The sequence below is a fragment of the Tsuneonella suprasediminis genome (assembly GCF_003605755.1).
Lineage (GTDB): Bacteria > Pseudomonadota > Alphaproteobacteria > Sphingomonadales > Sphingomonadaceae > Tsuneonella > Tsuneonella suprasediminis.
In genome coordinates this window covers 1-13,572 of record NZ_RAHJ01000001.1, presented here as the reverse complement: position 1 = coordinate 13,572, position 13,572 = coordinate 1, and the positions used below count along the sequence as shown (strand labels likewise).

At 61.0% G+C, this 13,572-nt stretch carries 12 protein-coding genes, 1 tRNA gene and 1 other RNA gene; 10 read left to right on the top strand and 4 right to left on the bottom strand.

All coding sequences use genetic code 11. From position 1 onward, the window contains the following. Position 1 precedes the first annotated feature (1 nt). The 4 genes from D6858_RS00070 (at position 2) to ffs (ending at position 3,303) form a co-directional block, all read left to right on the top strand. A complete protein-coding gene (locus D6858_RS00070; RefSeq protein ID WP_120105824.1) occupies positions 2-220 on the top strand; it encodes a helix-turn-helix transcriptional regulator in 219 nt (72 codons plus the stop codon). A gap of 5 nt (positions 221-225) precedes the next feature. After that, positions 226-2,706 (top strand): ATP-dependent helicase HrpB, encoded by a 2,481-nt coding sequence (gene hrpB / locus D6858_RS00065; protein ID WP_120105822.1) that lies wholly within the window; start codon positions 226-228, stop codon positions 2,704-2,706. 101 nt (positions 2,707-2,807) lie between these two features. After that, on the top strand, positions 2,808-3,086 hold the full coding sequence (locus D6858_RS00060; RefSeq protein ID WP_120105820.1) for an ETC complex I subunit: 279 nt from the start codon (positions 2,808-2,810) through the stop codon (positions 3,084-3,086). Positions 3,087-3,208: 122 nt separating this feature from the next. After that, positions 3,209-3,303, top strand: an RNA gene (ffs, locus tag D6858_RS00055) — signal recognition particle sRNA small type. Positions 3,304-3,314: 11 nt separating this feature from the next. On the opposite strand, the gene D6858_RS00050 is transcribed toward ffs, so the two are convergent. After that, the gene (locus D6858_RS00050) at positions 3,315-3,800 is read right to left on the bottom strand and encodes a DUF4188 domain-containing protein (RefSeq protein WP_120105818.1); all 486 of its coding nucleotides are present in this window, start codon (positions 3,798-3,800) and stop codon (positions 3,315-3,317) included. Positions 3,801-3,907: 107 nt separating this feature from the next. Here D6858_RS00050 and D6858_RS00045 point away from each other — a divergent pair, with 107 nt between their 5' ends. Then, positions 3,908-5,734: a DNA polymerase III subunit gamma/tau gene (locus D6858_RS00045; protein ID WP_120105816.1), complete on the top strand. Its 1,827-nt coding sequence runs from the start codon at positions 3,908-3,910 to the stop codon at positions 5,732-5,734. Then, entirely contained in the window at positions 5,731-6,072 is a 342-nt protein-coding gene (locus tag D6858_RS00040) for a YbaB/EbfC family nucleoid-associated protein (protein ID WP_120105814.1), read from the top strand. Before D6858_RS00045 ends, D6858_RS00040 begins: the two co-directional genes overlap by 4 nt. A 105-nt stretch (positions 6,073-6,177) precedes the next feature. On the opposite strand, the gene D6858_RS00035 is transcribed toward D6858_RS00040, so the two are convergent. Beyond that, positions 6,178-6,996 (bottom strand): hypothetical protein, encoded by an 819-nt coding sequence (locus D6858_RS00035; protein ID WP_133305200.1) that lies wholly within the window; start codon positions 6,994-6,996, stop codon positions 6,178-6,180. A 192-nt stretch (positions 6,997-7,188) separates the two neighbouring features. On the opposite strand from D6858_RS00035, the gene lon reads away from it, so the two are divergent. Further along, on the top strand, positions 7,189-9,576 hold the full coding sequence (lon, locus tag D6858_RS00030; RefSeq protein WP_120105873.1) for an endopeptidase La: 2,388 nt from the start codon (positions 7,189-7,191) through the stop codon (positions 9,574-9,576). A 234-nt stretch (positions 9,577-9,810) separates the two neighbouring features. Beyond that, positions 9,811-10,083: an HU family DNA-binding protein gene (locus D6858_RS00025; RefSeq protein ID WP_102154482.1), complete on the top strand. Its 273-nt coding sequence runs from the start codon at positions 9,811-9,813 to the stop codon at positions 10,081-10,083. A gap of 95 nt (positions 10,084-10,178) precedes the next feature. On the opposite strand, the gene rlmB is transcribed toward D6858_RS00025, so the two are convergent. Then, positions 10,179-10,970 carry a 23S rRNA (guanosine(2251)-2'-O)-methyltransferase RlmB gene (rlmB, locus tag D6858_RS00020; protein ID WP_120105810.1) on the bottom strand — a complete coding sequence of 264 codons (792 nt, stop codon included), beginning with the start codon at positions 10,968-10,970 and terminating at the stop codon, positions 10,179-10,181. A 156-nt stretch (positions 10,971-11,126) separates the two neighbouring features. Here rlmB and D6858_RS00015 point away from each other — a divergent pair. Both D6858_RS00015 and D6858_RS00010 read left to right on the top strand, forming a co-directional pair. Next, positions 11,127-11,212: transfer RNA gene (locus D6858_RS00015), tRNA-Tyr, on the top strand. Positions 11,213-11,408: 196 nt separating this feature from the next. After that, the gene (locus D6858_RS00010) at positions 11,409-12,596 is read left to right on the top strand and encodes a tyrosine-type recombinase/integrase (RefSeq protein WP_120105808.1); all 1,188 of its coding nucleotides are present in this window, start codon (positions 11,409-11,411) and stop codon (positions 12,594-12,596) included. A gap of 51 nt (positions 12,597-12,647) precedes the next feature. Here D6858_RS00010 and D6858_RS00005 read toward each other — a convergent pair. Beyond that, on the bottom strand, positions 12,648-13,572 hold a 925-nt coding region (locus D6858_RS00005; RefSeq protein WP_205664830.1), incomplete at its 5' end, for a hypothetical protein.

Here is a 13,572-nt window from a genome sequence, read left to right as displayed (position 1 = left end):
TATGTCGAAACGCCCCCCGATCACCAACCGCGTGCGCCAGTTGCGCGAAGAGCACGGCGGGCTGAGCCAGGCCGCGCTGGGGGACATTGTCGGCGTTACCCGCCAGACGATCATCGCCATCGAACAGAGCCGCTATTCGCCCAGCCTCGAAACCAGTTTTCGCATCGCGCGCCACTTCGGCGTCGGGCTGGAAGACGTGTTCGGCTGGGAAGGGGACTGATCGCGATGGCTGCCCCGCGCCTGCCGATCCACGATGTATTGCCCGATGTGTTGTCCGCCTTGCGCGGGCACAGCGGGGCGGTGCTGATCGCGCCGCCGGGTGCGGGCAAGACCACGGCGGTCGCCCCGGCTTTGCTGGGCGAGGAATGGTGCAGCGGGCAGATTATCCTGACCAGCCCGCGCCGGGTGGCCGCGCGCGCGGCGGCGGAACGGATGGCCGAATTGCTGGGCGAACAGGCGGGCGAAACCGTCGGCTACCTCACCCGGCTGGACAGCAAGACATCGGCCCGCACCCGCGTTCTGGTGGTGACGGAGGCGATCCTCGTCAACCGGCTGGTCGAAGACCCGGAGCTGAACGGCGTGTCCGCGGTGCTGTTCGATGAAGCGCACGAACGGCATCTGGATGGCGATCTGGGGCTGGCGCTGGCGCTGGAAAGTCAGGCGGTGCTGCGCGAAGATCTGCGGGTGCTGGTGATGTCTGCCACGATCGATGGGGCACGGTTTGCCGGGTTGCTCGGTGCCGATGCGCCGGTGGTGGAAAGCGCGGGCAAGGCGCACCCCTTGCGGATCGAATGGCTCGGCTCGCGCCCCGATGTGCGGGTGGACGATGCGATGGCCGATGCGGTGGTGGCGGCATGGCGCGCCGAAACCGGCGATGTGCTGGCCTTCCTGCCCGGTGTGGGGGAGATAGAGCGGGTGCGCGAACGGCTGGATGCCCGCTTGCCTGATGCGCTGATCCTGCCGCTGCACGGGCAGGTACACCCGGCGCAGCAGCGCGCGGCGATCCGGCGCGATCCCGACGGGCGTCGGCGGATCGTGCTGGCGACGGCGATTGCCGAAACCTCGCTGACGCTGGACGGGGTTTCGGTGGTGGTCGATTGTGGGCTTTCCCGCCGCGCCGAATTCGACCGGGCGGCGGGGACGACACACCTTGTTACGCACCGCGCCAGTCAGGCCGCCGCGGCGCAGCGCGCGGGCCGCGCCGCGCGGCAGGGGCCGGGCGTTGCCTACCGTCTGTGGGAAGAGGCGGCGCATCCCGGCAGGCCCGCGTTCGATCCGCCCGAAATGCTCACTGCCGATCTGGCGCCGCTGGTGCTGGCGCTGGCCAGATGGGGCACCGCCGATCCGGCTTCGTTGCCGTGGCTCGATACTCCGCCCGATGCTTCGCTGGCGGCGGCGCGCGGGGCGCTGGCGGGGCTGGGCGCGATTGACGATGGCGGGCGGCTGACCGCATTCGGGCAACAACTGTCTGCGATGCCAATGGCCCCGGTGGAGGCAGCGATGGTGCTGATGGGCGCGCAGGATGGCCACGGCGGCGACGCGGCGAAAATCGCGCTGCTGTTGCAGGAACGCGGGCTGGGCGGCCGGGGGGAAGACCTGCTGGCGCGCCTCTCGCGCTGGAACGCCGACCGCAGCGGCCGCGCCGATGCCTCGCGCAAACTGGCGCAGGGCTGGGCGCGCAAGGCGGCGGGGATTGTTGGTGCCGGTGGTGCCGGTGCTGGTGCTGGTGCCGGTGGTGGCGGGGGTGCGGATCGGCGCGATGCGGCGGCGGACAACCCCGGCATCTATCTGGCGCGGGCGCGGCCCGATTTCGTCGCCCGGCGGCGCGATGCATCGGGCGAACACTGGCTGTCGGCGGGCGGGCGCGGCTTCGTGCTCGATCCCGCCAGCCCGCTGGCGCGCGCCGAATGGCTCGCCATCGGTGACGCGCAGGGGCAGGCGAAGGGCGCGCGGATCACCGCGGCCATCGCGCTCGACACGGCAGAGGTGGAAACGGCGCTGGCCCGGCGGATCGAACGCCGCTCTGTGCTCAACTGGAATGCGGGCGAGGGGCGGGTGGAGGCGCGGCTGGAACGGCGGCTGGGCGCGATCGTGCTGGCCAGTGGGCCAGACCCGCAACCCGATCCGGCGGCGGTTGTGGATATGCTTGTGGAACGGGCGGTGGAAAACCTGTCGGCAATCGTCCCGCCCGCGCTGCGCGCCCGCGCCCGCTATGCCGGGGTCGCTGCGCTGTCCGATGATGCGTTGCGCGAAACCGCGCCGCTGTGGCTGGCCCCGCTGCTCGACGGGCGGCGCGATCTCGATCTGGCGAAAGGGCGGGTGGCCGATGCTCTGCTGGGGATGCTCGACTGGGATGCGCGCCAGCGGCTCGACCGGGTGGCCCCGCGCGAATTCACCTCGCCCGCCGGCACCACCCATGCCATCGATTATACCGGCGACGACGCCCCGGCGGTGGAAGTGCGGGTGCAGGCGTTGTTCGGGCTGGAGGCTCATCCGATGGTGGGCGACACCCCGCTGCTGCTCAAGCTGACCAGCCCGGCGGGCCGCCCGATTCAGTCCACCCGCGACCTGCCCGGATTCTGGCGCGGTAGCTGGGCCGATGTCGCGAAAGATATGAAGGGCCGCTATCCCAAACATCGCTGGCCCGATCAGCCGTGGACCGAAAAGCCGAGCCTCAAAACCAAAAATGCGTTCAATCGGCAGTGAATCCGTCGTTTTGCGCGCGTTCAGTGTAAAATCGATGCGGCTGTGTGTGTTTTCGTGGTGAATCTCTTTTCCAGAGCGAAAAGGTGGCCTAAGGATCGCCTATGTCTGCACGCATCTACCAACGCCCGAAGAACGCCATGCAATCTGGCAAGGCATTGACCGATCAATGGATTCTCGAATTCGAGCAGTCCGAAGCGCGCAAGGCCGACCCGCTGATGGGCTGGACCGGCAGCGGCGATACACAGGCACAAGTGCAATTGTGCTTCTCCAGCAAGGAAGAGGCGGTGGCCTACGCCACAAAATACGGCATCGCCGCCCGCGTCCATGCGACCCCGTCTAAGACTCTGAAAATTCAGGCTTATGCTGATAACTTTAAGTAACCTGGTCGTTACTTAAAGTAACCATTGGCGTTTTGGGTGGTTTGGCGGGTTATCGCTTTTTCACCTGTTTTTGCGCACCACGAATGGCTTGAAAACCGCGCCCATCCCCGCCATATGCCGCGCCGGGAGTCGGGTGGACGTTCGCGTTTGCTCACCGGGTCAGGTCCGGAAGGAAGCAGCCCAGGTAGATTGCAGCGGGTCGCTCGGCTCCTTATTTCCTTATTGGTTTCAGTTGTTTGTGGCCGCCTTCATACGGCTGCGCGCTTCGTTGCGCGATCCGGTTGCCGGGGTCAGCCCGCTTGCCGCGCCGAGGCCCCATGTCGGCATATTGTTGTAAATCGATTCGTAGCATCCCTTTGAAACAGCGTATGTTTCATGGAAAATGCCGACCGTGCCATCGGACCCGACCGCCTTGTTGAACGCGGTCCATGCGGGCCAGTGGTTGCGATCACGGTCGCGGGCGTAGCTCTCCAAACTGTTGAAATCGCGCCAGTATTGCACCAGCAATATCGTGCGAAACCCCTGCCGCATCGTCTCCGCACCCAGAAATCCGCTGTCGGGATCGGCGGCCAGCTCGGCCACCATCGGCCCCATCGAACGCGCGACGGGCAGCCATTTGTTCAATGCAAACAATCTGTTGATCCGCATTCCGATGATGAATACCGTCACCGCCTCATCATGGCTGGCAGTCAGCCGCTCCGCATTGATTTTCATCGCCTTTTCCCCCCTTCGACGGCCAGTTTTCTGGCACAGCACATCATAACACACAAATGCACCGCACATGCATGACAAGCGATGCCCGAACGCCTACCTAGTTGGATATGGGTGATTCACCGGACGATACCGAAGGCCTCCCGTGGCAGACCGACGACGAAGCGGCGAATCCGTCTGCCGCTGAGCTGGAGGCGGCGGGGCAAAATGCCTTGTTCGCAGACACTTCTGCGCCCCCGCCTGCTGCGGACCCCGCTCCTGCTGATGCGGTAGTCCCTGCGTCTGCCACCGCGCCTGCCACCGCTCCGTCGGCCGACGCCGCGCAGCCCTATCGCGTGCTGGCGCGGAAGTATCGGCCTCAAACTTTCAGTGAGTTAATCGGTCAGGAGCCGATGGTTCGTACGCTGGCCAACGCGATCAAACGCGACCGGCTGGCACATGCCTTTCTGATGACCGGGGTGCGCGGGGTGGGCAAGACTTCCACCGCGCGTCTGATTGCCAAGGCATTGAATTGTATCGGTCCCGATGGACTTGGTGGCCCCACTATCGACCCATGCGGCGTATGCGAACCGTGCAGGGCCATTGCCGAGGGGCGCCATATCGACGTGATCGAAATGGACGCTGCCAGCAACACCGGCGTCGACGATGTGCGAGAAATTATCGAGGCCGTGCGCTATGCCGCGGTGTCGGCGCGCTACAAGATCTACATCATCGACGAAGTGCATATGCTGTCGCGTAATGCCTTCAATGCGTTGCTGAAAACGCTTGAGGAGCCGCCGCCGCATGTGAAGTTCCTGTTCGCGACAACCGAAGTCGAGAAGCTGCCCGTCACTGTCCTCAGCCGCACCCAGCGGTTCGACTTGCGGCGCATTCCGGCGGAGCTGTTACAGGATCATTTCGCCAGCGTCTGCCGCCAGGAAGGTGTCGAGGCAGAGCCGGAGGCGCTGCACATGATTGCCTCCGCTGCCGAGGGATCGGTGCGCGACGGGCTGTCGATCCTCGATCAGGCGATTGCCCATGCCGATCTCGATACCGATGGCAAAGTCACCGCAGCGCGCGTGCGCGACATGCTCGGTCTGGCCGACAAAGGCGCGCAGCGACGCCTGTTCGCGTGTATGCTGGAAGGCGACGCCAAGGGCCTGATGGCGGCGTTGGCCGAGCAATATGCGCTGGGAGTTGAACCACTTGCGCTGATGCGCGGGCTGATGGATCTGACCAACCGCATCACCGTGGAACAAGTTGGCGGCAGCGGTGCCGATGCGCCCACGGCGGAAGAGCGCGCGGCGATCGAGGGCTGGGCAGGGCGGCTGGCTGCGGGCCAGCTCCACCGCCTGTGGCAATTGCTGCTCAAGGGATACGAAGAGGTACGGTCGGCGCCCGATCCGCTGGTAGCGGCGCAAATGGCACTGCTTCGCACACTTCACGCTGGCGAAATGCCCGATCCCGGCTCGCTGGTGAAGAAGCTGGAGGAACTGGCCGCGAACGGCCTAAGTGCCTCTGCACCATCGGTTTCTGCCGAGGATGCAGGAGCCGCCGCGCCGGTTGCTCAATACGATTGGGCGCGGCTGGTCGATCAGATCGAAGCGCGCCATTTGCATCTCGGTACGCGTGTGCGGATGCAGGTGCGCCCGATTGCGATAGAGCAGGGCAAGCTGACCTACACTCAGGCCGCGGGATTCACAGACGATCTCTCGCCAGAACTGCGGCAGGCCTTGCTCGATGTCACGGGCAGCCGGTGGGAGGTCGAGCGTGTGGATGGCGAAGCGGCCGCTGGCGCGCAGCCGACATTGGTCGAACGTGATGAGGCGGCCCGCGCTGACGCCGCCGAACGCCTGCGCGCGCACCCGCTGGTCCAGGCCACACTGGCCGCATTTCCCGATGCCGAAATGCTCGATGATGACGAGCAAGGCACCAGAAACTGGAGCAAATCCGCATGAAATCGATGGAAGAAATGATCCAGGCCGCGCAGAAGGCGGCTGAAACGATCCAGCAGCAAATGGGCGATGCTCAGGCAAAGCTCGACGCAATCGAAGTGGAAGGTTCCGCCGGTGGCGGGCTGGTGAAAATCCGCTGCTCTGCCAAAGGGCGCATCATGGGGGTCGCGATCGACGACAGCCTGATGAAGCCGGAAGAGAAAGGGATGCTCGAAGATCTGGTAACCGCCGCATTCAACGATGCGCGCGGCAAGGCGGATCGCGTCGCCAACGAAGAAATGCAGAAAATTCAGTCAGGTATGGGGCTGCCGCCGGGCTTTAACCTGCCCGGCATGGGCTAACCCCTTTCTCAGCAATTGCGCCTCCTGCCGTCCGGACTCTGCTTCGAGAGGCGGGAGGGCACGCAACGGCAATGCGCCGGTCCGATGTTGCCTACATTGATCGCTTTAATGCGATTTCGTGGCGACTTGCCCGCCACGTGACTGAAGGATTTCCGTCAACTGACCGCGATCCAGTTCGATCACATCGGGATCGACTGCGACGAAAATGCGGCCCTGATTGATCCCGGTTTCGAAGAACGAAGGCTCTCGCCCTTCGACATCCTGATCCGACAGCATACGCGCGATGGCCCCGCCGGTCGCCCCGATAATCCCGCTCAGCGCGCTGACTTGCGAAACCAGCGCAACGGCGAGAGGGCCCGCCATAACAACAGGCCCGACGCCGGGAATGGCCAAAGTTGTAACACCAAGAATTGAACCGAACAATCCGCCCGCCACAGTCGCTGCGGCGACGCTGCGTGCCGAATGCCCCTCGTATCTTGCCCCACCGGTTCCCATAAAGTCGTCTGCCCGCCACAGAACCGATATTGCGGAGTTGGGCACCCCATGCGCCTCAAGGTCGCTAACCGCGTCACGTGCCAGTTCGGGGCGAGCGAACAGCGCGATCACGAGCTTTTCGTTTTTTACCCGATCTATTTCGCGGGCATTTTCAAACTGGCGGGCAAATTTGTCACGCAGCCGTTCGGATTGGAAATGAACGCAAAGGACTGAAGATTCACGCAGTTTGGCGACGCTGGGTGACGGATCGTTGCGGAACAATGTTCGCAGCAGCATATCGATTGTCGTATGCCTGAGCGGCTGTCCCGTCCCCTGATTTACCCATTCGAGCCGGTCCGGTCGTGGATGACTGGCCGGTAAGTAGTTGAGAGCAGACAGTTCAGTCGCCCTGATAACGAAGCTCGAAATGTCGATGTGCCTTTGCCCCATATCATTCCCATACGATATTTATGCTATATTTGACTATAGCCTAATAGTGTGATGGCAAGCAGCAGTCGGCAGCCACACTGTGACGTCCACAGCTAAGGTTCGCTACGGCATTGCGAGTGGGCGGTGGTGCACCCATATTCTGCGAAACCGATGTGTTCCGATCTGTATCCACATCGCAAATGGATTGTTTTTATGACTCATTCTTTCCCACTTCTTCCTCTTCGCGACATCGTTGTCTTTCCCGGACAAGTGGTTTCGCTGTTCGTTGGCCGCGATAAATCGGTGGCGGCGCTGGAAGCGGCGATGGAAGGTGACAAGGATATCGTCCTTATCCCGCAACTGGAGCCAAGTTGCGACGACCCCGTTCAGGATGATCTGTATGATGTCGGGGTGGTGGCGCAGGTTCTGCAATTGCTTAAGATGCCCGACGGCACCGTTCGTGTGCTTGTCGAAGGTGGCGCGCGGGCGGAATTGGTATCGATCAAGCGCGAAGGCGGCTACTATCTGGCAGACGTCGCCATAACCGAGCCGGAAACTGCGGCGGGCAGCGAAGTCGTCGCGATGATGCGTCAGGTTGTCGAACAATTTGGCGAATACGCGAAACTGAACAAGAAAATCGGCGATGGTGCCGGTGCGGAACTGGCGGAGATTGACGACGCCGGGGAACTGGCGGACACAATTGCTGCTGCGGTCGGTGCCAAGGTATCGGATAAACAAGCGGTGTTGACCGAACGCGATCCGCTCAAACGGCTCGAAATGGTGATGTCCTTCATGGAAGGCGAACTGTCTGTCCTTCAGGTGGAGCGCAAAATTCGCGGTCGTGTGAAGCGGCAAATGGAAAAGACTCAGCGCGAATATTACCTCAACGAACAGCTGAAGGCGATTCAGAGCGAGCTGGGTGGCGGCGACGGTGAAGATGGTGACGAAATCGCTGAGCTGACCGAGAAGATCGCTAAAACCAAGTTGAGCAAGGAAGCCCGCGCGAAAGCAGACAGTGAGCTGAAAAAGCTCAAGACCATGCAGCCTATGAGCGCGGAAGCGACCGTAATCCGCAACTATCTCGACGTGTTGCTCGGTCTGCCGTGGGGTAAGAAAAGCCGGATCAACAAGGATATCGGCAAGGCGCAGGCCGTGCTCGATGCCGATCACTATGCCTTGGAAAAGGTGAAAGACCGGATCATCGAATACCTCGCGGTTCAGGCGCGCACCAATAAGCTGAAGGGGCCGATCCTGTGCCTCGTCGGCCCGCCGGGTGTCGGCAAGACTTCGCTTGGCAAATCGATTGCCAAGGCGACCGGGCGCGAATTTGTCCGACAGTCGCTGGGCGGTGTGCGCGACGAAGCCGAAATCCGCGGCCACAGGCGCACCTATATCGGCTCGCTGCCGGGCAAGATCGTGTCCAATCTCAAGAAGGCAGGAGCCAGCAACCCGTTGTTCCTGCTCGACGAAATCGATAAGCTTGGGCAGGACTTCCGCGGTGATCCGGCATCAGCGCTGCTCGAAGTGCTCGACCCGGAACAGAACAGCAAATTCCAGGACCACTATCTGGAACTCGATCTGGACCTGTCGGACATCATGTTTGTGACGACGGCCAACAGCCTTAACCTGCCTCAGCCGTTGCTCGATCGGATGGAGATCATTCGGCTCGAAGGGTACACCGAAGATGAGAAGGTGGAAATCGCCACCCGCCACTTGCTGCCCAAGCAAATCGACGCACACGGCCTGAAAGAGGGTGAGTTCGCAGTGACGGAAGCCGCAATGCGCGACCTGATCCGTTATTATACCCGCGAGGCGGGCGTGCGTACGCTGGAACGCGAAATTGCGCGACTGGCCCGTAAAAGCCTCCGTAAAATTCTTGAAAAGAAGGCGGAAAGCGTCATCGTTACGCCTGACAACCTTGGTGAATTTGCCGGGGTTCGTAAGTTCAAACACGGTGTGAGCGAAGAAGAGGCGCAGGTCGGGGCAGTCACCGGTCTGGCGTGGACCGAAGTGGGCGGCGAACTGCTGACCATTGAGAGCGTTACCACGCCGGGCAAGGGTGAGATCAAAACCACCGGCAAACTGGGCGAAGTGATGAACGAGAGCGTCGCCGCTGCGTTCAGCTTCGTGAAGGCGCGCGCGCCTGCCTATGGCATTAAGCCGTCGATATTCCAGCGACGCAATATCCACATCCACTTGCCTGAAGGCGCCGTCCCCAAAGACGGGCCGAGCGCGGGCGTCGGCATGGTCACCTCAATCGTTTCGACGCTGAGCGGAGTTGCGGTGCGGCCAGATGTAGCCATGACTGGGGAGGTCACATTGCGTGGACGGGTGCTGGCAATCGGTGGGCTGAAGGAAAAGCTTCTCGCGGCGCTTCGTGGTGGAATCAAAACTGTATTGATCCCCGAGGAGAATGTGAAAGATCTGGTGGAAATTCCGCAGGCCATCACAGACGGGCTGGAGATAATTCCGGTTTCTCATGTCGATCGGGTGCTGGAGCTGGCATTGGTTTCTCCACTCGAATCGATTGACTGGAGTGAGGCGGATGATCTCGCCAGCCAGCCAGTGCCATCATCCGGAGAAGTTGCCCGCCCCCATTGAACGCCCACCGGGGAGCGCAGCATGTGCTCCCGGCGATCCGTGGGAGGGACAGAGGTTGCTCCATTCCTGTATCGTCTGGATGGGCGTAAAGTGAGACGAACAATAGATCAAAGGCCCATTTGTCTTTGACTCACGGACAAAAAATCTCTCAACTTCGCGGCTTCGCGTGAGCGATTCCTTTGCTGTCGATCTGTCGACGGTACTGCGACAGGAAATTCATTGGGGGTTTAGCGGATGAACAAGAATGATCTGATCGGCACAGTTGCGGAAACTGCCGGTCTTTCGAAAGGCGATGCGGCCAGTGCAGTCGAAGCGGTATTCGATTCCATTACCAAGGCTCTGAAGAACGGTGACGAGGTTCGTCTGGTCGGATTTGGCACTTTCACTGTGGCGCGCCGTAAGGCATCGACCGGGCGCAATCCGCGCACTGGGGAGCCTATGACGATCAAGGCCTCCAATCAGCCTAAGTTCAAGGCAGGTAAGGGTTTGAAGGATTCGGTCAACTAACTGTTCGTCTCCATTGCGAATAGGGGCGCAGCAACTTCCGGTGGAGGTGCTGCGCCTTTTATTTTATCGGGCCGACTTGCCGTTGGTGCGGGGGCTTAAATAGAACGCGCAGCCACCGCATAAAGGGCGATAGCGGCGGCATTGGACACGTTCAGGCTTTCCATCGCATCGGAAATTGGCAGTCTGGCGAGCGCGTCACAATGGGCGGCGATATTCTGACGCATCCCTTCGCCTTCTGCACCCAGCACCAGTGCGACTCGTCCGGTTGGCAGAGCCTCTGCTAAGGTCGCATCTGCTTCACCTGCCAGCCCAATCCGCCAGAAGCCTGCTTCTGCCAGTTCGTCGAGCGTCCGCGCAAGATTGACCACACGGACCCATGGCACGACTTCCAATGCACCCGAGGCCGATTTGGCCAACACGCCAGACTCGCCCGGTGCATGACGATCCTGAGTCACAATTGCCGCTGCACCGAAAGCAGCCGCCGATCGCAGTATCGCGCCGACATTGTGTGGATCGGTCACCTGATCGAGAACCAGCACAGGGCCTTCGGATTCAGCAATAGCGTCGGCCAGAAACACGTCTTCTAAAGGTGCACATTCAAGCACCAGTCCCTGATGGGGTGCATCCCGGGCTACCAGACGGGCCAGGTCATGGGCATCGGCATATTCAACCGGGAAGTCTGCCGGCAGTTCCCCGTCGAGAGATTCGATGCCTTCTCTCGTGGCCCACAGCTTGCGATGCTGCCTTTCTGGATTCATCAGCGCAGCTTCAACAGCGTGGCGGCCCCATAGGCGAACTTGCCCTGCACCGGCGCGCCCCGATCCACGTCCTCCCTGCATCCGCCCCGCGCGTCCACGCATGGCGCGCTTGCGATCACCCTTGGCCATTTTTTCTCCTTGTACGATGCCGTGATGTGGAAACTTATCGCGCCTCCTGCCACCCGCCCCATTGACAGGCAAGCAAGGGTTCGCCATTGGGGCGCCTCTCGGCTGGCAGCCCCCGATGCGGGGGCTTTTTTCATCGCCAGAAACGATGCCCTGTGTGGACAGGTGGCCGAGTGGTTAAAGGCAGCAGACTGTAAATCTGCCCGCGCAAGCGTACGCTGGTTCGAATCCAGCCCTGTCCACCACCGCCCTTTCTCAGAATATCCCCGAAAAGCCCTAGAAATCGCGGAAAACCAAGGGTATTCTGCTCTACATCGTCCGCACTCGACCGCTTCTGTTTGCTTGCAGCCGGAGCGTAGTGTGGGAGAGGTGTGGGAGTAAAGTGGCTTCCTCCCACACTTGGGTTCTCCCACAATGGCGGCAAAGATGTGGGAGTAACCGATGGGCAAACTCACGGCGGTTGCGGTCAAGGCCGCTTTGGCGAATCCGGGCACCTATCAGGATGGCGACGGATTGGTCCTCAGAGTCGACAAAAGAGGGGGAGCTTATTGGCTCCTGCGAATCCAGCGCGATGGCAAACGTCAGGATATCGGACTGGGCAGTCCGAAGCTGGTCACGTTGGCGGAAGCGCGCGCTAAAGCGGCGGAACTCCGCAAGGCTGTAAAGGTCGGGAAGCGGGATGTGCTGACCGAGCGCAAGGATGAGGAAGCTGCCAAGGTCACCTTCCGCGAAGCCGCCACCCAATATCATTCGGAGAATGAGGCAGGCTGGAAAAGCGATGTCTATGGTCGCCAGTGGCTGGCCAGTCTGGAGAACTACGCCTTCCCGAAACTGGGCGACATGACGACTGGCGGAATCACCGCCGCCGACATCATCTCCATCCTCACGCCGATCTGGCAGGAAATTCCTGAAACAGCTCGCCAGGTTCGGAATCGGATTTGCGCTGTGCTGGATTACTCCCACGCCAAAGGCTGGCGCTCTACGGAGGCTCCATCGGGCAACAGCAGCCTGAAAGCGGGGCGAGGGCTGCCTAGGCAGATCAAGAAACCGGCGAACCGCAAGGCGATGCCATACGTGGCCGTTCCACCATTCCTGACCGCGCTGCGTCGCAAGCCATCCTATTCGCGTCTGGCGCTGGACCTTCTCATCTTGACTGGCGTTCGCTCGCAGGAAGTGCGGCTTGCTAAATGGGACGAATTCGATCTGGACCAGCGCCTTTGGACAATCCCAGCCGAACACATGAAGCGCAGCAGGGCGCACATCGTGCCGCTGTCAGAGGCGGCCTTGGCGGTGCTTGTGAAGGCGGAGGCAATGCAAATGGAGGGAGCCGAAGTGGTTTTCCCCGGTATGACCGGCAAGGCGATGTCCAACATGACCCTGCTCAAAGTCATGCGCGATATGCAGGAGCCTTTCCACGTGCACGGTTTCCGCTCCAGCTTTACCGACTGGGCGGCGAACGAAGGTTTTCCCAATGCGGTTGTCGAAGCGGCGCTCGCGCATAAGACGCCGGATGCGGTGCAGGCTGCATATCGTCGTACAACCTATCTCGGCACGCCGGAAAATCCCGGCGCACGGGTGAAGCTGATGGAGGCTTGGGGAGGCTACTGCTCCGGGCTTGAGGCCCCATAGAAGATAGGTTACCAACGGAAGGGTGCTGCCTAATCTCTTTGGCCTATCCGGTCAGGCCTTGCCGGATCGAAACTCCCTCATCTTAGCTATTGCTCGCCGCACCGGCGGGTCCGTCTGACCGTCGGGGATGAACGGATCATCATCGTCCTGTATGACTGACATATCGGGATCGTTCTCATCTATCGTCCACGCAGGGCGAACTTCCAATCGACGCCTTGGTTGGATCAAATCAAGCATTGGAACAGGGAATGGCTTCCCGGGAACCGCTACCGCAGGCGCGAAGGCAAACGTTCCTGCCTTCTGATATGCGCCTAGGAAGCCATTCAAATTATCCGGCGTAGAAGCGTCCAGTCGCATATAGCGTGACAACGTTGTGAACGTAATTCCGCTTCGCTCATCTCTTGTTCGATAGACCGGTCCAATGTGCATCGAATATGCAAAGGGGTGCTTGACCGAGACTCCCGTTACGATCGAGATTCGCAAATTCTCGTCGCTGCCTTCGCGTCCCCATCGAGATATCCAATCTTCAAAGATACGTCGGGAAGCATCAGCATCTCGAAAGTGCAGCGCCAAAATTGGCCCTGGCATTCCATCGTAGCCCATAAATGCTGTCCCGTGCCAGCCAGCTTTGTCCCATAAATCCAATTCGATGGGAGAAAGGACGCTCCGGTCTGTGTGCTTCAATTCCTCCGGTTTTGCGAAGGCAGCCGGGATCGGCCCTTTTCCATGTTTAAGCGGCTGGGCTCCACCTATGGGCTTTTCTTTTTGGATCAGAGGCGCTTCCCTCAATGGGGTAAATACACGAGAACCGCTCTTAATATGATCGCCAATCCGAACCGGTGGTTTGGCGCCAAACACATTGAAATTGACAGTCAGCATATCGCTGAATGTGAAAGCTCTGGAGAAACCGCGCTCGTCTGCCGTGAACCGCCCCGGGATTGTCGGAGGCCCTAACTCCTGAGAGGAAGGGTCTACG